The organism is Pseudomonas sp. McL0111 (assembly GCF_052567255.1).
This window is the reverse complement of record NZ_CP199585.1, coordinates 1,804,796-1,822,527: the sequence shown is the minus strand read 5'-3', so window position 1 is coordinate 1,822,527 and position 17,732 is coordinate 1,804,796. Positions and strand designations below refer to the sequence as shown.

The 17,732-nt window shown below is 60.0% G+C and carries 17 protein-coding genes; 7 read left to right on the top strand and 10 right to left on the bottom strand.

Annotated elements, in window-relative coordinates; genetic code table 11:
- Nucleotides 1–23 precede the first annotated feature (23 nt).
- Nucleotides 24–1,919: an FTR1 family protein gene (locus tag ACTWLJ_RS08205; protein WP_445180493.1), complete on the bottom strand. Its 1,896-nt coding sequence runs from the start codon at nucleotides 1,917–1,919 to the stop codon at nucleotides 24–26.
- A gap of 86 nt (nucleotides 1,920–2,005) precedes the next feature.
- The gene (locus ACTWLJ_RS08200; protein ID WP_445180492.1) at nucleotides 2,006–2,905 is read right to left on the bottom strand and encodes a LysR substrate-binding domain-containing protein; all 900 of its coding nucleotides are present in this window, start codon (nucleotides 2,903–2,905) and stop codon (nucleotides 2,006–2,008) included.
- A 185-nt stretch (nucleotides 2,906–3,090) separates the two neighbouring features.
- Between ACTWLJ_RS08200 and ACTWLJ_RS08195 the strand changes: the two genes are divergently transcribed.
- The 5 genes from ACTWLJ_RS08195 to ACTWLJ_RS08175 all read left to right on the top strand — a co-directional run bounded on the left by ACTWLJ_RS08195 (nucleotide 3,091) and on the right by ACTWLJ_RS08175 (nucleotide 7,863).
- Nucleotides 3,091–4,500 (top strand): COG3014 family protein, encoded by a 1,410-nt coding sequence (locus tag ACTWLJ_RS08195; RefSeq protein WP_445180491.1) that lies wholly within the window; start codon nucleotides 3,091–3,093, stop codon nucleotides 4,498–4,500.
- 210 nt (nucleotides 4,501–4,710) lie between these two features.
- Nucleotides 4,711–6,105, top strand: coding sequence for a COG3014 family protein (locus tag ACTWLJ_RS08190; protein WP_445180490.1), 1,395 nt, complete (start codon nucleotides 4,711–4,713; stop codon nucleotides 6,103–6,105).
- A 15-nt stretch (nucleotides 6,106–6,120) separates the two neighbouring features.
- Entirely contained in the window at nucleotides 6,121–6,492 is a 372-nt protein-coding gene (locus tag ACTWLJ_RS08185) for a DUF1425 domain-containing protein (RefSeq protein ID WP_445180489.1), read from the top strand.
- A gap of 36 nt (nucleotides 6,493–6,528) precedes the next feature.
- Nucleotides 6,529–7,116, top strand: coding sequence for a penicillin-binding protein activator LpoB (gene lpoB / locus ACTWLJ_RS08180; protein ID WP_401212848.1), 588 nt, complete (start codon nucleotides 6,529–6,531; stop codon nucleotides 7,114–7,116).
- A 3-nt stretch (nucleotides 7,117–7,119) separates the two neighbouring features.
- Nucleotides 7,120–7,863: a penicillin-binding protein activator LpoB gene (locus tag ACTWLJ_RS08175; protein WP_445180488.1), complete on the top strand. Its 744-nt coding sequence runs from the start codon at nucleotides 7,120–7,122 to the stop codon at nucleotides 7,861–7,863.
- A 183-nt stretch (nucleotides 7,864–8,046) separates the two neighbouring features.
- On the opposite strand, the gene ACTWLJ_RS08170 is transcribed toward ACTWLJ_RS08175, so the two are convergent.
- The 3 genes from ACTWLJ_RS08170 to ACTWLJ_RS08160 all read right to left on the bottom strand — a co-directional run bounded on the left by ACTWLJ_RS08170 (nucleotide 8,047) and on the right by ACTWLJ_RS08160 (nucleotide 11,326).
- Nucleotides 8,047–8,679, bottom strand: a complete 633-nt coding sequence (locus tag ACTWLJ_RS08170; protein WP_445180487.1) for a LysE family transporter — start codon at nucleotides 8,677–8,679, stop codon at nucleotides 8,047–8,049.
- A gap of 155 nt (nucleotides 8,680–8,834) precedes the next feature.
- Nucleotides 8,835–9,416 (bottom strand): mechanosensitive ion channel domain-containing protein, encoded by a 582-nt coding sequence (locus ACTWLJ_RS08165; RefSeq protein WP_401212855.1) that lies wholly within the window; start codon nucleotides 9,414–9,416, stop codon nucleotides 8,835–8,837.
- Nucleotides 9,416–11,326, bottom strand: coding sequence for an ATP-binding cassette domain-containing protein (locus ACTWLJ_RS08160; RefSeq protein ID WP_445180486.1), 1,911 nt, complete (start codon nucleotides 11,324–11,326; stop codon nucleotides 9,416–9,418). Before ACTWLJ_RS08160 ends, ACTWLJ_RS08165 begins: the two co-directional genes overlap by 1 nt.
- Nucleotides 11,327–11,376: 50 nt before the next feature.
- On the opposite strand from ACTWLJ_RS08160, the gene ACTWLJ_RS08155 reads away from it, so the two are divergent.
- On the top strand, nucleotides 11,377–11,841 hold the full coding sequence (locus tag ACTWLJ_RS08155; RefSeq protein WP_445180485.1) for a TIGR02444 family protein: 465 nt from the start codon (nucleotides 11,377–11,379) through the stop codon (nucleotides 11,839–11,841).
- Here ACTWLJ_RS08155 and ACTWLJ_RS08150 read toward each other — a convergent pair.
- Nucleotides 11,838–13,013, bottom strand: coding sequence for an AlgP family protein (locus ACTWLJ_RS08150; RefSeq protein WP_445180484.1), 1,176 nt, complete (start codon nucleotides 13,011–13,013; stop codon nucleotides 11,838–11,840). The genes ACTWLJ_RS08155 and ACTWLJ_RS08150 overlap by 4 nt on opposite strands.
- Before the next feature lie 192 nt (nucleotides 13,014–13,205).
- Here ACTWLJ_RS08150 and ACTWLJ_RS08145 point away from each other — a divergent pair, with 192 nt between their 5' ends.
- Nucleotides 13,206–13,868, top strand: a complete 663-nt coding sequence (locus tag ACTWLJ_RS08145) for an FKBP-type peptidyl-prolyl cis-trans isomerase (protein WP_445180483.1) — start codon at nucleotides 13,206–13,208, stop codon at nucleotides 13,866–13,868.
- A gap of 60 nt (nucleotides 13,869–13,928) precedes the next feature.
- On the opposite strand, the gene rsd is transcribed toward ACTWLJ_RS08145, so the two are convergent.
- The 4 genes from rsd to ACTWLJ_RS08125 all read right to left on the bottom strand — a co-directional run bounded on the left by rsd (nucleotide 13,929) and on the right by ACTWLJ_RS08125 (nucleotide 17,724).
- Nucleotides 13,929–14,387 carry a sigma D regulator gene (gene rsd, locus ACTWLJ_RS08140; protein ID WP_401212867.1) on the bottom strand — a complete coding sequence of 153 codons (459 nt, stop codon included), beginning with the start codon at nucleotides 14,385–14,387 and terminating at the stop codon, nucleotides 13,929–13,931.
- A gap of 177 nt (nucleotides 14,388–14,564) precedes the next feature.
- A complete protein-coding gene (locus ACTWLJ_RS08135; RefSeq protein WP_445180482.1) occupies nucleotides 14,565–15,116 on the bottom strand; it encodes a disulfide bond formation protein B in 552 nt (183 codons plus the stop codon).
- A gap of 218 nt (nucleotides 15,117–15,334) precedes the next feature.
- Nucleotides 15,335–16,573, bottom strand: coding sequence for a heme biosynthesis protein HemY (locus tag ACTWLJ_RS08130; protein WP_445180481.1), 1,239 nt, complete (start codon nucleotides 16,571–16,573; stop codon nucleotides 15,335–15,337).
- A complete protein-coding gene (locus tag ACTWLJ_RS08125) occupies nucleotides 16,570–17,724 on the bottom strand; it encodes a uroporphyrinogen-III C-methyltransferase (protein ID WP_445180480.1) in 1,155 nt (384 codons plus the stop codon). Before ACTWLJ_RS08125 ends, ACTWLJ_RS08130 begins: the two co-directional genes overlap by 4 nt.
- Nucleotides 17,725–17,732 lie beyond the last annotated feature (8 nt).

The following is a 17,732-nucleotide window of genomic DNA, read 5'->3' as shown; positions in this document are numbered from 1 at the left end:
GATTATGAGCGCAGCGAATGCAGTTAAGCGGTCACCCGCTTCTTCTCGGCGATCCGACTACGGCCATACAACACAATGATCGCCAGAATCGCCAGTGCCTGCGCCGTCAGCGAATACGCATCGGCATGAATCCCCAGCCAATCGAACTCGAAGAACGCCACCGGCCGCGTGCCGAAGATCCCCGCTTCCTGCAACGCCTTGACGCCATGCCCGGCAAACACCACCGACAAGGCGCAAAGCAGACCGGCGTTGATGCTGAAGAACAGGGTCAACGGCAATTTCGCTGAGCCGCGCAAAATCACCCACGCCAGACCGACCAGCAGCACCAGCGCCGTCGCGCCGCCAGCCAGCACCGCGTCATGCCCGGCGGGCCCCGCCTGCAACCACAGGGTTTCATAGAACAGGATCACTTCGAACAGTTCGCGATAAACCGAGAAGAACGCGAGGATCGCAAAACCGAAACGCCCGCCTCCGCCGACCAGACTGCTCTTGATGTAATCCTGCCAGGCCGCTGCATGCCGACGGTCATGCATCCACACGCCAAGCCACAACACCATGACACTGGCGAACAGCGCCGTGGCGCCTTCGAGCAATTCGCGCTGCGAGCCGCTGACATCGATCACATACGCCGCCAGTGCCCAGGTCCCGAGACCGGTCAACAGCGCCAGACCCCAACCGACGTTGACGCTGCGCACTGCCGATTGCTGGCCGGTATTGCGCAGGAACGCGAGGATCGCCGCCAGCACCAGAATCGCTTCCAGACCTTCGCGCAGCAGAATCAGCAGACCGGAGATATAGCTCAGCGACCAGCTCAAGCCGTCATTGCCGAGCAGGCCAGCCGACTCGTTGAGTTTGGCCTTGGCGACATCAAGCCGCTGCTCGGCCTGTTCGACCGGCAGACCATCCTGCAACGACTGCCGATAAGCCATCAGCGACTTCTCGGTGTCCTTGCGCACGTTGGCATCGACGTTATCCAGCGAGCTTTCGACCAGTTCGAAGCCTTCCAGATACGCAGCCACCGACAGGTCATAGGCCTGATCGCGCTCACCGGCACGGTAAGCGGCGAGGCTCTTGTCGAGGGTTGCAGCGGTGTAATCGAGCAACTGTGCCGGGCCACGCTTGACCTGCGGCGGCTGCGAACGCTGGGCGCGGAAGGTCGCGGCAGCTTGCGCGCCTTCGGCAGCCAACACTTCGGATGGGGTCTGGCGGGCCAGATCGGCGATGTTGTAAGCCTTGTCGGATTTGCCTGCCGCCGCATCGGCGCTGAATCCGCCGATGTAGGTGGCCAGATCCCAGCGCTGACGGTCGTCGAGTTGATCGGCGAAGGCCGGCATGTCGGTGCCTTCGACACCTTGGCCGAGGGTGCTATAGATCGCGTACAGGCTCAGGTGATCCATGCGTGCCGCGTCGCGCAGGTTGGCGGGCGCTGGCACCATGCCGACACCTGCCGGGCCGTCACCGGCTCCGCTGTCGCCATGGCACACCGAACATTGCTGGGCGTAGAGCGGCGCGCCGCGAGTCGGATCAGGGGTGATAATTGGCGCCTGACTGACCTCGTAGGCCACCGCCAGTTGTGCACCCAGTTGGCGCGCCTGACGGGCGATCTGCGCGCCGTCCTGTTTGGCGCTGATCGCTGCGTGCAGCGTACTCACACCCTGCTCCAGCGCGGCTTTTTCCGGCTTGGCCGGCATGTCGGCAATCAGCCCTTGCAGCGCTTGGGTGAATTCCAGTTGCTCGCGGTATTCGGACTCGTCGATGACTTGGCCTGCTTGCACGGTATTCGGGTAATCCGCGCTGATGTAATCAAGCAGGTGCAGCGCCTGAGGTGCACTTTCCACCGTGTCGGCCAGCAGATTGAAACTGCTCAGGGCGCACAACGGCAACACCAGCCAGGCCAGGAATCGGGACGAGGCAGTCATGAATCATTCTCAATTGGAAATACGAAGTAACACATTGTTCCCTTCGAAGACGTTTCCCTCAAGCTTTGTCGCTGTCTCGCGGCGTTTTAGCGCAGTGGCGCCGTCGCATTGCGATAGTGATCAAGCATGAAATCGACAAACACCTGCACCTTGAGCGCGACATGTCGGGCATGCGGATACAACGCGTAGTAATGACGCTGGCCGAGCGAGCAGTTGGGCAGGATCTGCACCAGCCGACCGCGCAGCAGATCCTCCTGCACCGTGGCCCGGGTGAACGCGGCGATGCCGACGCCAGCCAGCGCAGCGGCATGCAGCGAACTGATCGAGTCAGCCTTGAAACGGCCCTGCGCCCGCACGTTGCTGGTCGCACCGCGAGCATCGGTCAGCGACCAGTCACTGCCGCCGGAAAACGCCAGCAACTGATGCTCGGCGAGTTCGCGCACCTGACGCACCAGACCACGCCGCGCCACATAGGCCGGCGAGGCCACCAGCAGCATGTCCGAGACCGTCAGCAGCCGCGCCACCAAAGAGGAATCCGCCAGCGGCCCGCAAATGCGCAACGCCACATCGAAGCCGTCGGCGATCAGATCGACAAAGCGGTCATCGCAGGACAGATCGACTTCAATATCCGGGTAGCGCTGTTGAAACGCCGGCAACCAGCTCGCCAGCTCCAGGGTGCCGATCACCATCGGTGCGCTGATGCGCAGCAATCCGCTGGGACTTTCATGGGCTTGCCCCACCGCTACTGCGGCCTGGTCGAGACGTTCGAGAATGTCGACGCACGCGGCGTAATACTGCTGACCCGCCGTGGTCAGACTGAAATTGCGCGTGTTGCGGTTGATCAGGCGCGTGCCGAGTTCGGCTTCCAACTGCTGCAATTGGCGGGAGATGGTCGAATGCGTCGTGTCCAGACGCTCGGCCGCCGCGCTGAAGCCGCGACAATCGACGATGCAACGAAACGCACGCATGGCCAGCAGTTGATTCATCGAAACCCCGGGAGTCAGTTGAGCGGCAAGCGCACAAGCCTAGCCCAACCCCTGCCCCCTTAACACCGTGATTAGTGCACTTTTCAAACATATAACAGAGCAAAAACATCGCAGCACAGGGCCATTATCCATCTCTATAATGCGCCACCTTCTCGCCCGTTTCGTTCAAGGAAGAAACAGCCTCCATGCGCCATCGCTTGCTGGTCTTACTGCTGCTCGGGGCAATCCTGCAATTGGCCGGTTGCGCCGCCTACCGCAATTACGATCAGGAGATGCAGCAGACCATCGATGAAATGTCGAAAGGCGAGCTCAACGAAGCGCTCTACCTGCTGAAGCTGCACAATCCCTGGGAAGACAAGGATCTGCTGTATTACCTGGAAAGAGGCGCCATTCTCAGCGCCGGTACCAACCTGCCAAAAAGCCAGGAAGCCTGGCGCACGGCTGACCGGATGATTTTCCAGCGCGAAGAGGCCGACCCTTCTGGCGCCATGAAACTGCTGACCCGCTTCGGCAATGAAATGGGCACCATGCTGGTCAACGACAAGCTGCTGCGCTACGACGGCTACGACTACGAAAAGGTCATGCTGACCACGGAAATGGCCCTCAACCAACTGGCGGACAACGATTTCGACGGTGCCCGCGCCGACATCAAGAAAACCCACGAACGCGAAACCCTGATTGCCCGCCAGCGCGAACGGCAATACGAAGAAGCCGAAGAACAGGCCAAAAACCAAGGGATCAAGCTGCACTACAAGGATCTGCAAGGCTATCCGGTCGCCGTCCTCGACGCCCCGCAAGTGGTTGAACTGAAGAACGGCTATCAAAGTGCGTTCAGCCATTATCTGGCCGGTTTCACTTATGAAGCCTTGGGCGAACGCGGTCTTGCGGCACCGGGTTATCGTCAGGCCATCGAGTTGCGCCCGGGCGTAGCGTTTCTCGAGAAGGCTTTGCGCAATCTCGACAAGCCGCCGCCAGCAGACGATGAAAGCGAGATCCTTGTGGTTGTGCAAAGCGGTTTTGCCCCGGCGCGCAGTTCGGTGCAGGTGCCGATTCCGGTGCGGCTGAACGAGAACCTGACGATTGTCGCCCCGATCTCGTTCCCGGTGATGGTGCCCGACACCCTCACGCCAGCGGTGACCTACCTCCTGGTTGACGGCAAACAACAACCGTTGACCATGATCAACAGCGTCACCGACATGGCCATGCGCACCTTGCGCGATGACATGCCGGCAATCATTTCTCGCGCGATGTTTCGCGCCAACATGGCCGCCATCAGTCAGGCTCAGGAGAACGAACGCCACCCGGAAAAGGCTTCGCTGGTGGTCACAGAGAAAGACCCCTTCGAAGAGGCTGACACGCGTACCTGGCGCACCCTGCCGGATAAAACCCTGGTCGCCCGACTGCGCCTGAAGAAAGGCCTGCACCGCCTGCGTTTCCCCTACTACCGGGCCGAAGACGGCTTCACGGTACGCGTCGATCAGCCGCATCAGGTGTTCTACCTGCGGATTTTCCGCGGCCAGGATTTTTATATAGGACCGGCACTGGTTCTGCCCGAATTGCCATTAGCGGGCAAAACCGCAGGAATCGACCAGTAATGGCACATAACTAACCAGTGCAATTAAAAAGCTATTACATGGCCAGTATTGCTCGCTTATAATGCCGCGCCCTCGCTATCGCGATATGGCATAAAAGCTCCTCTGGTTATGAGGAATTGGCAGGAGGCCAGCGCCACTGTCGATGGGTCACACCAGCCCGACCAGCACAGGCGGCTGATGCAGTTTCAAGCTCAGGGAAGAAGTACCCCCATGGCATTCCGCGCTCCCACTCTGATCGCGCTCAGCGCCGTCACTCTGTTGTCCGGCTGTTCAGCGTTTCGCAACTACGACTCCGAACTGGCCCAGACCAACCAGCAACTGGCTTCCGGCAACGTTGACGCCGCTCTGACACTGCTGGAAAAGAACAACACCAGCCCAGACAAAGACCTGCTCTATTACTTCGAGAAAGGTGAACTGCTGCGCGCCAAGGGTGACTTGTCCGGCAGCCAGAATGCCTGGGGTCATGCCGATCAGGTGGTTGGCCAGTGGGAAGACTCGGTCAAGCTCGACACCGGTAAATACCTCGCTCAGTTCGGCAGCTTTATCGTCAACGACAAGGTCCGTCGCTACGAAGGCTACGACTACGAAAAAGTCATGCTGACCACGCAAATGGCCCTGAACCTGCTGGCGGTCAATGACTTCGATGGCGCCCGCACCGCGATCAAGAAGACTCACGAACGTGAAGCGGTGATCGCCGACCTGCGCGACAAGGAATACCTCAAGAGCGAAGAAGAGGCCGAGAAAGAAGGCGTCAAGACCCAGTACAAGGATCTGCAAGGCTATCCGGTTGCCAGTCTCGATGCGCCGGAAGTGGTCGGTCTGAAAAACAGCTACCAGAGTGCGTTCAGCCATTACCTGGCCGGTTTCGTCTACGAAGCCCTGGGTGAAAAAGACCTCGCCGCGCCGGGCTATCGCAAGGCTGCCGAACTGCGTCCGAACACCAAACTGCTGGAACAGGCGCTGATCGATCTCGACAAGCCGAGCAAGTCTGATGACAGCGACATCCTGATCGTCGTGCAAAGCGGTCTGGCGCCGTCCCGCGACTCGATCCGCATTCCGCTGCCATTGCCGATTTCCAACAATGTAGTGATCACTCCGCTGTCGTTCCCGGTGATCAAGCCAGACACCAGCACCGCGCCGTTCGCGCAGATTGGTGTCGATGGCCAGCAACTGGACCTGACCGCGCTCAACAGCACCACCGCCATGTCCCGCCGCGCCCTGCGTGACGACATGCCGGGAATCATCCTGCGCACCACCGTGCGGGCGATCACCAAAGGTGTGGCGCAGAAGAAGATCAACGAAACCAATCCGCTGGCCGGGCTGGCAGTGGGTATTTCTTCAGCTGTGCTCGAAGGTGCCGATACCCGTACGTGGCGCACCCTGCCGGACAATACTCAGGTGGTGCGTCTGCGCTTGAAGAAAGGTGAACACCAAGTCACCCTGCCGAGCGCTGTGGGCGGCTCGCTGGTCAAGATCACCGTCGACCAGCGTTATCAGGTGATCAGCCTGCGTGCCGTGGGCAATCAGGTTTTCGCCGGCGGCGTTGCCGCTCATGTCATCCCGAGCGCCAGCCCGACTGCCGTGGCCAGCCTCAAACAACCTTAAGAACGGAGTCTTTGCATGCGCTTCAAACTCATCGCCGTTGTCGCCCTGGCCCTGTTGGCCGGCTGCGCCACCCCGCCACCACCGGAGCCCGGCAGTGCCGCGAGCAAGGTCGTGGCCATGGGCCCGCAGAAGCACATCGCGGTCGGCGCCATGCGCGTTGCCCGTGAGAACGGCTTCATGACCGTCAATGTGCAGTTGACCAATACGCTCAACAGCAACAAGACGTTCTACTACCGCTTCGCCTGGCTTGGCCCGGAAGGTTTCCCGATCGCCGAAGAAGAAGTCTGGAAAAGCCAAATGATGTATGGCGCGCAGACCAGCTTCATCCAAGGCATCGCGCCGACCCCTAAAGCCGTGGACTTCCGTCTGGAACTCAAGAAGCCTTAAGCACGCCACCCTATTCCTGATTCAGAGAGCACTCCCATGTTTGCACGCTTTTCCTTCATCGCTGTCCTCGCCCTGCTGGCCTCCGGTTGCGCCAACACTTCGCCGACTCTGGGCAGCAAGAACATCAGCTACGGCGACACCAAAGCGGTTGAAACCGTGACCAACGAATTCGGTTCGACCGATCTGCAAATGATCGCCGAGTCGATGACCCGCTCGCTGGCCCAGTCCGGCATTCTGCAGGGCCGTCCGGTGGTTCAGGTCTACGACGTGAAGAACAAGACCAGCGAGTACATCGATACCCGCGAAATCACCACCAGCATCAAGACTCAGTTGATGAAGACCGGCGTTGCCCGCTTCGCCAGCGACAACACTGCCATGCAGAGCCAGGTTGACCAGCTCAAGCTGCAAAACCAGAGCGGTCTGTACAAAAAAAGCACCGTGGCCAAGACTGGCAACATGATCGCTGCCAAGTACCGCATCGAAGGTTCGATCAGCTCGATCGTCAAGCGCAGCAGCGACTACAAAGACGTCTTCTACAAATTCAGCCTGCAATTGATCGACGTCGAAAGCGGTCTGGCCGAGTGGATGGACGAAAAAGAGATCCGCAAAACCACGGAGCGTTAATCGATGCGCACATGGATTGGCATGATGGCCCTGGCTTGCGCGTTCAGCGCGCAAGCGGCCCCGAAAGTCGCAGTGACGGATCTGGCGTATCAGGAACGTGTGGAGCAATACATCCACATCGTTTCGGCCCAGAGCAATCACCGCGAGGGTTACTACAGTGCAAGTGGCTCTTCGAGCTACAACGAGATCGAAGCCACCACCAGCTACATCGAGCAAGGCGAACTGCGTAAATTCACCGGCGACATCAAGGGTGAAATGCTCCGTACCGGCATGTTCCAGCTGGTGCAGGGCACGCCGTACACCGCTTCGTCCAAGGGTGACGTCTACGACGTGATCAAGCGGATCAAGGCCGGCAACTTCAAGGGCGCCGACTATGTGCTGTTCGGCACCGTGTCGGACATCGACTTCACCCAGGACATGAACGAGCTGGCGAACACCGACAGCTATTCAGCCGTGCTGGCACTGACGCTGGTGGCGGACTTCAGCCTGATCAACACCAAGACGTACGAGATCACTTCGGCCTTCACGGCGATGGGCGAAGGTCAAGACACCAAACTGGTGAACCACCGCGACATCAAGATCTCGCTGAACCGCCCACGGGTGGTGCGTGAGGTGTCCAAGGCACTGGGTGAAGACGTGGCCGCGCAACTGAGCCAACAGCTCGGTGGCAACGGCTACGAACAGCCTCGCGAGGCACCGCAGCGCAACAACCTGCCGCGTGATACTGCGCCGGTGATTTTGCACTAGCCGTTGGAATGACACCCTGTGGCGAGGGGATTTATCCCCGTTGGGACGCGTAGCGGCCCCGGAGACGGGACTGCTGCGCAGTCCAACGGGGATAAATCCCCTCGCCACAAGAGCCAACCACAAAAGCCTGCGGGCAGAAAAAAGGCGACCTGAACAGGTCGCCTTTTTTTGTGTCCGCAAACTTTAGACCGCAGCCCTGCGCAACGTCGCCATAAACGCCGCCGCACCAATGAACAGCCCGGCAAACGTGCGATTCATGCGTTTCTGCTGTTTCGGTGTCCGCAACAGACGCAGCACCCTGGATGCCAGTCCGGTGTAACCGGCCATGACCACCAGATCAACACAGATCATGGTCACGCCAATCAACAGATACTGGATCAGCAGTGGCGCATGCGGATTGATGAACTGCGGCAGCACCGCAAGCATGAAGATCAACGCCTTGGGGTTGCTGATGTTCACCAGAAAGCCACGGAACACCAGCGCCAGCGGCCTGCCGATCGGACGCACTGCGCCGTCATCGCTCATGTCCATGGGCAGCGCGCGCCATTGCTTGATCGCCAGGTACACGAGGTAAGCCACGCCGAACCATTTGATCGCGTGGAATGCGGTGGCCGATGCAGTAAGGATCGCGCCTACGCCGGCGCCGACAATTGCAATCTGCAAAGCCAGGCCCAGTTGCAGGCCCAGGGCGTTCCAGTAACCGCGCCAGAAGCCGTATTGCAGACCGCTGGACATCGACGCAATGGCGCCAGCGCCCGGGGAAAGACTGATCACCCAGCAGGCAGCGAAGAACGCCAGCCATGTTTGAAGCTCCATCGCACACCTCGACTCAGAATCGTGACAGACGTCCAAGCTAATGCGGTTTGGGGCCAAAAGCAAAGATCGCAGCCTTCGGCAGCTCCAACATGGAAATACGATCCCCTGTAGGAGCTGCCGAAGGCGGCGATCTTTTGATCTTGCTTGTTGGAAACTTACTTCTCGAAACCACTCGAAGGGAACACATCAGTCCCGCGCCAACGCCGCACCGAGCGTTGAAAAAACAAGCTGTTCGGCACCTGCACCATGGCGCTGCCGGTGCCAAGTTCTTCCGCTTCGATCAGCGTGGTGTACAGCAGATTGATCGCGACCACCCGCCCTTTGACCCCGGGCTTGTCGGTGGTGTCGACCAACTCGACCACATCACCGAGGCGGAACGGCCCGACGGTGAAGATCAGAATCGCGCAGAGCAGGTTCGACAACACACTCCACATCGCGAAGAACGCGACCGCCGCCACCGCAACGAAACCGGACAGCGCCGTCCACAGCACCGTCGCCGATACCCCGAGACGCTCCAGCACAAAGATCAGTGCACTGCCCATGATCAGCCAGCGCAAACCACCACGCAGCGGCATCAGCAGTTGTGGCGGAAACGGATAGCGCTCGCCGAGGCGGGTCAGGCCTTTGGCGACAAAGCGCTGGGCCAGATAACCGGCCAGCAGGATCAGCAGAATCTGCACACCGAGCCAGATCGGCTCGATCCACACCGCCGGCAATGGCAGCTTGAAGGCATCCATCAGGACAGTGCCTCCAGCTCCGCTTGCATGCTTTCGAGCAACTCCAGCGCTTCCATCCAGGACTCTTCCAGCTCGGCTTCGCGCACTTTCAGCCTGGTTTGTTCGGCCAGGAGATCACGCAATTCGTTCTTGCGCGCAGGCTCGTAGATGGAGCTGTCGCCGAGACTGGCATCAATCTTCGCCAGTTTCTCGTGCAACTTGCCCAGCTCGGCTTCGAGCTTGTCGGCTTCGCGCTTGTGCGGCGCCAGTTGCTGACGCAACGCAGCGGCAGCCTGACGCTGAGCCTTCTTGTCGGTCTTGTCCGGATTCACCGGCGTATTGCTGACAGGGGCGTTGCGCTGGCGGTATTCCACCAGCCAGCGTGCATAGTCTTCAAGATCGCCGTCGAACTCTTCGACCTTGCCGTCCGCGACCAGGAAGAAGTTGTCGGTGGTGCTCTTGAGCAAATGCCGATCGTGAGAGACCACCAGTACCGCGCCGCTGAATTCCTGCAACGCCATGGTCAACGCCAGGCGCATTTCCAGATCGAGGTGGTTGGTCGGTTCATCGAGCAGCAACAGGTTCGGCCGTTCCCAGGCAATCAGCGCCAGCGCCAGGCGGGCCTTTTCGCCACCGGAGAAATTCAGTACCGGTTCGTCGATGCGCGCACCACGGAAGTCGAAACCACCGAGGAAGTCGCGCAGGGTTTGCTCACGCTCGCCCGGAGCCAGACGCTGCAAGTGCAGCAACGGGCTGGCCTTGGAGTCCAGCGAGTCGAGCTGATGCTGAGCGAAATAGCCGACCACGGTGTTCTCGCCACGGGTCAGGCGCCCGGCCAGCGGTTCCAGCTCGCCGGCAAGGTTCTTGATCAGGGTCGATTTACCGGCGCCGTTAGGGCCGAGCAAACCGATGCGCGCGCCGGGGGTCAGTTGCAGCTTGACCTTCTCCAGCACGGTTTTGTCGCCATAACCCAGACGCGCATCGGACAGATCGATCAGCGGGCTGGAGATCTTGGTCGACTCGCGGAACACGAAGTCGAACGGCGAATCGACGTGGGCGGCGGACAGCTCTTCCATGCGCTCCAGCGCCTTGATCCGGCTCTGCGCCTGACGGGCCTTGGTGGCCTGGGCCTTGAAGCGGGCGATGTAGCTTTCCATGTGTGCACGTTGCACCTGCTGCTTCTCGTAGGCCTGTTGCTGCTGGGCCAGACGCTCGGCACGGGCACGCTCAAACGCGCTGTAGCCGCCGCGATACAAGGTAATTTTGCGCTGATCGACATGCGCCACGTGATCAACCACTTCGTCGAGGAAGTCGCGGTCGTGAGAAATCAACAGCAGCGTGCCGGGATAGTTTTTCAACCAGTCCTCAAGCCAGATGATCGCGTCGAGATCCAAGTGGTTGGTCGGTTCGTCGAGCAGCAACAGGTCCGAAGGACACATCAATGCCTGCGCCAGGTTCAGACGCATCCGCCAGCCACCGGAGAAATCTCCGACCTGACGGTCCATCTGCTCATTGGTGAAGCCGAGACCGGCCAGCAGTTTGCGCGCTCGCGCATCGGCGGTGTAGCCGTCGGCGCTGTCGAGTTCCGCATGCAGGCGGGCCAGAGCGGTGCCGTCGTGGGCTGCTTCGGCAACGGCAAGATCACGTTGCACCTCACGCAGGCGCAGGTCACCATCGAGCACATAGTCGACGGCAAGACGCTCAAGCGTCTCGATCTCCTGGCGCATATGGGCGATACGCCAGTCGGCCGGCAAGTAGCAATCACCCGAGTCCGGGTGCAGCTCACCCCGAATCAAGGCGAACAGGCTGGATTTGCCGGCGCCGTTGGCACCGATGAGGCCGGCTTTATGGCCGGCGTGCAGGGTCAGCTCGGCGTCTTCTAGCAGACGTTGCGGGCCACGCTGTAAAGTCAGGTTCTGAAGTCGAATCATAATGGCGGCGGAGTCTACCAGCTTCGCTCGCAACTGGCGCGAGAAGCACGATGTCCTCTGACCTGTGGAGTTTTTCCCTTGCCACTTACGCCCGACCGGGCGTGGAACACGCTTGCCTGCAGCTGCAATCGGCGGGGGCCAACGTGTGCCTGCTGCTCTGCGGATTATGGCTGGAACAGCGCGGCACAGCCTGCGACGAACAGCGCGTGCGGCAACTTGAAGCGTTGGTTGAACCTTGGGATATGGAGGTTGTGCAGCCATTGCGTGCCTTGCGCACTCAGTGGAAAACCCTGGCCAATGATGACCCGGTCCTCAAGAAACTGCGTGAACAAATGAAAGCACTGGAGCTGGAAGCCGAGCGGCATCTGCTGTGGCAACTGCAACAGGCAACGCTGGAATGGCCGTCGAACGAGGCGTCAGCGTGTAAGGAATGGCTGGAGAATCTGGCTGGCATGGGCGCCAACCCGAACCGCGACGCGCTGCAAGTGCTGCGCGCCGCGGTGACCGGCAGTTAGGAAGCGCTGGTCGGATTGCTGGCGACGCTCGACGCAGCGGCTGGCGTTGGCGCAGTCGTGGTGGTCGAGGTAGAAGCGGCTGGAGCAGCGGCCGGTGCCGAAGTCGCTGGCTTGGCGACTGGCGCTGTAGCTGGTTTGGCGGCGGCTGGTTTGGCAGCAACCGGCTTTTTCACGGCAGGTTTTGCCGCTGGTTTTGCAGCCGGTTTTACTGCTGGCTTGGCGGCCGGCTTGGCAGCGGCAGGCTTGGCGGCAGCGGCAGCTGGTTTTGCCGAGGCTGCTGGTTTGGCGGCAGGTTTTGCAGCCGGCTTGGCAGCTGCTTTTGCAGCAGGCTTAACGGCTGGTTTCGCTGCTGGCTTCGCGGCGACTGGCTTCGCGGCAACCTTGGCAGCAGGTTTTGCTGCGGCAGTTTTGGCGGCCGGTTTTACAGCGGGTTTGGCGGCAGCTTTTACAGCCGGTTTAGCGGCTGGTTTGGCGGCAGCAGTTTTCGCTGGAGCAGCTTTGCGCACTGCTGGTTTTGCAGCAGGTTTTGCTGCGGTTTTAGCAACCGGTTTTGCCGCGGCCGATTTGGCAGCCGCAGGTTTGGCGGCGGTGGTTTTGGCAGCCGGTTTTGCAGCACTTGCTGCGGCTTTTTTCACAGCTGGTTTCGCAGCAGGTTTGGCCGCTGCTTTCACTGGAGCTTTTGCAGCAGGCTTGGCCGCAGCGGTTTTCGCCGGTGCTTTTGCCGCCGCTGGTTTGGCTGCAGCTTTCTTCGCCGGGGCAGCTGGTTTAGCCGCACGGGAAGACAACGCCTTGACCACCGCCTCTTGCACGCGACCCACGCCCTGCGCCAGCTTCAGGCTTTCCTGAGCATCGCGCTTGAGCTGCAGAATGTAGCTGCGGGTGTCGGACTGACGATCCTTCAGCGCGTCGAGCAGGTCTTCAAGTTCTTTCACTGCGCCTTTGGCCTTGGTCTGTGCCTTGGCTTTACCGGCGGTTGCTGCGTCCTGCAATTTGGTGCGGGATTTGTGCAGTTTCTCTTGTGCCTTGCCGCGTTGCTTTTCCAGTTTGGCGAGCAGTTTTTCAGCATCAGCCAAGGCTTGGGAACAAGCGGTTTCCAAATGCTCGAGCAGGCTGCCCGAGAGTTGTTGGAGTAAGTGCAACGGAGTATTTACAGGCTTCTTGGTGGCCGACATGGTTTACCTCCTGGCTGACGTGAGTGCGGCTCATACTAGACCTCTGCTGCTACCGCCGCTAGGTGATGTTGACAGTATCGAAACGCTTGCGTTGCAACGAAGTGAAAATGTTCTGCCTGAAGTCGAAAGCAGTTCACCGTTGCAGACGTTCGCGCTGGCATAATCCACCGCATCTCAGGACGGAGAGTGCCGATGTCGCGCTACCTTTTTTTATCCCTCTGCATGATTTTTTCCGCAGCCCACGCTGACGAAAAAACCACGCCGAACGATGCTCATGATCTGGCCTACAGCCTCGGCGCCAGCCTTGGCGAACGCCTGCGTCAGGAGGTTCCGCAATTGCAGATTCAGGCACTGATCGAAGGTTTGCAGCAGGCTTATCAAGGCAAGCCACTGACATTGAGCGAGGCACGAATCGAACAGATCCTCGCCGACCACGAATCGCAAAATGCCGAGCACACGTCGCAGCCTTCGAGTGAGGCGGCGATGGAAAACGAGCAGCGTTTTCTCACCGCAGAAAAAGCCAAGCCAGGTGTGAAGGAACTGGCCGATGGCATCCTGCTGACCGAACTCACACCAGGTACCGGCGCCAAGGCCGGCCCTGATGGAAAAGTGCAGGTGCTGTATGTCGGTCGCTTGCCGGATGGCACGGTGTTCGATCAGAACACTCAACCGCAATGGTTCAGCCTCGACAGCGTGATCGCCGGCTGGCGCACCGCGTTGCAGAATATGCCGGTCGGCGCGAAGTGGCGTCTGGTGATTCCATCGGATCAGGCCTATGGCGCCGACGGTGCCGGTGACCTGATTGCGCCATTCACACCGCTGGTATTTGAAGTCGAATTACGCGGCGCCAGCTGATCGCACAAACGAAAAACGGTGCGCCGTGGCGCACCGTTTCGAGGTCTTGCGGGAAGCGGTTCAAGCCTGAACTGCATCCTTTTCCTTGTGAGCCGTGTGCAGCACTTCGATCAGGCAGTCTTCCAGTTCGAAGCGTTCGTGAAGCAGGCCACCCAGCTCTTTGAATTTCTCGGCAACGCATTTGCCTTCGTCGCACAGATCGTTGAACGCCAGCAGCTTCTCGGTGATCACGTCGATACGCGGGTAAATAGTCTCGGCGAGTTCCAGACCACGCTTATCGTTGAACGCCTTGGCTTCGCCAGTAAGCTGTTCATAGATCTCGAAATGCCCGGCTGATACGTAATCAACCAGCACACCGCAGAACTCCTGCAATGGCTTGCGGCTTTCACTCAAGGTTTCAGGCTTGGCGCCGAGCGAGTCGTAGGCTGTAACAAGACCGTTGCGCTCCTGCAACCAGCGGTCGATCAGCAGATGAACTCCACCCCAACGTTCCTGAGCATTCTGACAACTTTCGAGCATGGCGATCTCTCTTCCCTTGTGGGTCATGCTGCTCTACACCCGCACCCCTCTTGTGGTTCGGGGGGCGACCGGGCAGAGCGTCATCGAGCAACATAATTCCAATGACACGTGCGGGCCAGATTATGCCCGCGCGCCTATAGCATCAAGGTACGCAGACGACAAAGTTCATACAAGTGTTTAATCCCGGATCAGGGCATGGTGCGACCGTTCGCCGCTAAGTGGTCGTTGCAGAGCGCTCCACGCCAGTCCCAGCAACTGCCATGCGGCGAGCATCGAAACCCCCACGAAGAACAGCAGGCTCCATTCCGGGATACTCAAATCGAACAGCGTCCAGGACATTTCTGCGCAATCGGCCGTGTTGTTGAACATCCGCACCAACGCACATAACCAAGGCACGCTACTGAACAACTCTTCGGGCTGCGGTGAGCAGCTGACCAGTTGATTGACGAAGTCCCCCTGCAACAAAACCTGGCGCCATGCCGCTGTCGTCCCGCCAAGGCTGGCGGACAGCGCAAAGGTCCAATAGAACCCCAATCCGGCGCTACGCGGCCCGTGCACCGCTGCAAGCCCGCAGCTCAGGGTGAGCACACTCAGGAACAAGCGCTGCACCAGACACAGACTGCATGGCCGCAGGCCTACCGCGTATTCAAGGTAATAAGAAGCTCCCAGGGCCACTGCCCCAGCGGTGAAAGCCATGAAAAACAAGGAGCGTGAGCAGGCCAACGACATGGCTAATCCGTAACAGTAAAGACAGGCGGTTACGGTAGAGGAAAGGGTGCGGGCCTTTCAAGGCAGCGCACTGCCGACACTTCACCAAAGGTGTAGGGAAATCCCGACAAGTTATGGAGGAATAGGTGTAGTCCTCTGTAGGACTTTGCCCAGGACGTCAGAGACAGGTAATTTTTCACTCGAAAAAGGTGAAAGAGGGAGCGTACTCCCTCACTGTTTCAGGCGTTCACCGGCACGGGCAACGGTGCTGCCAGAAGTCGCTCATCGAGCAGCCCGAGGCCTTCCTGGAACAACTGGTTGCTGCGCTCGGTGTCGCCCAGTTGCGCGAGCAGGCGCGCCAGTTCTGCGCAGGCTTCCGGATTGCGCTGCATACGCAGACTGCTTTCCAGATAATCACGCGCCTTGCCCCAAAGACTGGTTTGCAGGCAGAGGCGGCCGAGGGTCAACAGCAAGCTCGGATCGGCCGGATGATCCTTGAGCCAGCCTTCAGCGGTTTGCAACTGGCGTGCAGGATCACTGCCACGTACCAGACCATACAGACGCGCCAGATGGCTATCGAATTTGCGTTTAAGGGCACCACGCAGCACTTCTTCCGCTTCAGCCTGAGCACCCAGCTGACGCAGTTGCTCGGCGTAGGCCAACACCAGCGCCGGCTCCTGACGCTGAGCCGAAGTCAATTGCTGCCATGCGCGTTCAAGGGACTGCAAGCCGACGCTGCCGTCCTCTTCTCGCTGAGCGGCCAGCGACAGGTTTTCACCCCAGGCACGACGCTCAAGCTCAGCCAGCTCAGCCGGTGGCAAAACCTTGTCCTTGCGCAGTTCCGGCAACAGACGAATCACCGCCGACCACTCACCCCGTTGCTGATACAGACGCTGCAATTGACGCAAGGTTTGCGCATTGTGTGGATGACGCTCGTGCATCGCTTGCAGCGTCACCAGCGCACCTTCGGTATCACCACGATCGGTCTGCAACTGGGCATGACTCAAGGCAATCGCCAGTTCCGCTTGTGGCTGGCGCTCCAGAGCGCGCTCCAGCAAACGATCACACTCTTCGTAATTGCCTTGTTCGTTGGCCGCCCGGGCGGCACCGAGGTAATACAGCAGCGGTTGGCGTTCGGCCTCGGCGGCTCGAGACAAATGACGCTGGGCACTGGCCCAACGACCTTCCGCCAGATCCAGCTGACCGTGCTCGATTGCCACTTGCACACGACGGCTACGGTTGCGTCGCGACCATGGATTGACCACGCCACTGGACGTCATCACCAGTTCGACCAGCGCCTTGATCCCCCAGACAACCAGCCACAACACTGCGATCACCGCCAGCGTTGCCCACAGGCTCGACTCATAGCGGAAGCTCTTGTAGGCGACCAGCACGTAACCGGGATGCTCGGCAATCGCCAGGCCCAGCGCTGCCGTTGCGGCGATCACCAGAAACACGATCACGTACAGGCGCTTCATGGTTTGGCCTCCTGCGCAGTGTCAGTGGCAGGTTTGGCGAAGGGTTTCACCGAGTCTTCAGCGTTGACATTGCGCCGCTCAAGATAGGCTTGCACCGCACTCAACGTGCCGGTCAGATCCGGCGTATTGACGGTGACCGGTTGCTTGCTCAGCTCGGCGACCTGTTCGAGCATGATTTTGCTCTGCGGATTATCCGGATTGAAATTACCCTTAAGCACATCCCGTGCCTCGGCCAGCGCCTGGGTGTAAACCGCCGCCTGACCATTGAGCGCCGCCCACTGCGCTTGCTCCAGCGACAGGCTCAGGGCCAGGCGCACTTGGCTCAGGCTCTGCCCGGCCAGCAGTGGTCGAACATTCTTGTCGGCATTGAAATCGATGCGGATGTAACGGGAAACCTGATCCCACCACTGCGACCAGCGACTGGCGCCATCGCCATCGGCGGTCAGGCCCAGCAGAGATTCGCCGCGGTCCTTGTATTCCGGCGCCAGCTCGGTGAGCCCGATCACCTGATCACGCAATGCGCCCAGACGCAGGAACAACCCGGTGCGATCCGGCTGCTCGGTGCTGCGCAGGGCAACCAGAGTCTTGGCCACTTGTTCGCGGGCGGCGAAAGAACCGGGATCGTTCTGCTCGCGGAGGATTTCGTCGGCGCCCTGCACCAGCGCCTGAGCGCTGCTGATGTCCTGCAGCGCTGAAAGGCGCAGGCTGGCCAGACGCAGCAGATGCTCGGCCTCGGCCAGACGCCAGTCTTTGCGGCTAGCACCAAGCACGGTTTCCAGACGTTGATTGAGGCGCTGCTGATCGCTCTGGAGTTGACTCACCAGACGCTGACGGTCAGCGAGTTCATCGGCGCCTGGCAATTGCGCGAGGCGCTCGGTCAGGCGCTGTTCGTTGAGCTTAAGTGTCTGCGCCTGATCGTTCAGCGCCTGCACCTGACTCGACTGTTGCAGAGTGTTGGTTTGCAGGTGACGCACCTGCCACACACCCCAACCGCCCACTGCAACACCAGCGGCACCGAGCAATAGCGCGATGATTGCCAGTCCGTTGCCTCGGCTCGGTTCCTTAGTCGGCGGCCGACTTTCTACCGATGAATCAATCGGTGCATCAAGCACCGGCGGGCGTTCATCTTTAGGCAAGGCAGTTTCGCTCACGTATCCAT

Coding starts and splice junctions, on each gene's coding strand:
- ACTWLJ_RS08195 (WP_445180491.1), top strand. CDS start 3,091: ATGCGCCATCGCTTGCTGGTCTTACTGCTGCTCGGGGCAATCCTGCAA.
- ACTWLJ_RS08160 (WP_445180486.1), bottom strand. CDS start 11,326: ATGATTCGACTTCAGAACCTGACTTTACAGCGTGGCCCGCAACGTCTG.
- lpoB (WP_401212848.1), top strand. CDS start 6,529: ATGTTTGCACGCTTTTCCTTCATCGCTGTCCTCGCCCTGCTGGCCTCC.
- ACTWLJ_RS08150 (WP_445180484.1), bottom strand. CDS start 13,013: ATGTCGGCCACCAAGAAGCCTGTAAATACTCCGTTGCACTTACTCCAA.
- ACTWLJ_RS08155 (WP_445180485.1), top strand. CDS start 11,377: ATGTCCTCTGACCTGTGGAGTTTTTCCCTTGCCACTTACGCCCGACCG.
- ACTWLJ_RS08145 (WP_445180483.1), top strand. CDS start 13,206: ATGTCGCGCTACCTTTTTTTATCCCTCTGCATGATTTTTTCCGCAGCC.
- ACTWLJ_RS08190 (WP_445180490.1), top strand. CDS start 4,711: ATGGCATTCCGCGCTCCCACTCTGATCGCGCTCAGCGCCGTCACTCTG.
- ACTWLJ_RS08170 (WP_445180487.1), bottom strand. CDS start 8,679: ATGGAGCTTCAAACATGGCTGGCGTTCTTCGCTGCCTGCTGGGTGATC.
- ACTWLJ_RS08165 (WP_401212855.1), bottom strand. CDS start 9,416: ATGGATGCCTTCAAGCTGCCATTGCCGGCGGTGTGGATCGAGCCGATC.
- ACTWLJ_RS08175 (WP_445180488.1), top strand. CDS start 7,120: ATGCGCACATGGATTGGCATGATGGCCCTGGCTTGCGCGTTCAGCGCG.
- ACTWLJ_RS08205 (WP_445180493.1), bottom strand. CDS start 1,919: ATGACTGCCTCGTCCCGATTCCTGGCCTGGCTGGTGTTGCCGTTGTGC.
- ACTWLJ_RS08135 (WP_445180482.1), bottom strand. CDS start 15,116: ATGTCGTTGGCCTGCTCACGCTCCTTGTTTTTCATGGCTTTCACCGCT.
- ACTWLJ_RS08200 (WP_445180492.1), bottom strand. CDS start 2,905: ATGAATCAACTGCTGGCCATGCGTGCGTTTCGTTGCATCGTCGATTGT.
- ACTWLJ_RS08185 (WP_445180489.1), top strand. CDS start 6,121: ATGCGCTTCAAACTCATCGCCGTTGTCGCCCTGGCCCTGTTGGCCGGC.
- rsd (WP_401212867.1), bottom strand. CDS start 14,387: ATGCTCGAAAGTTGTCAGAATGCTCAGGAACGTTGGGGTGGAGTTCAT.
- ACTWLJ_RS08130 (WP_445180481.1), bottom strand. CDS start 16,573: ATGAAGCGCCTGTACGTGATCGTGTTTCTGGTGATCGCCGCAACGGCA.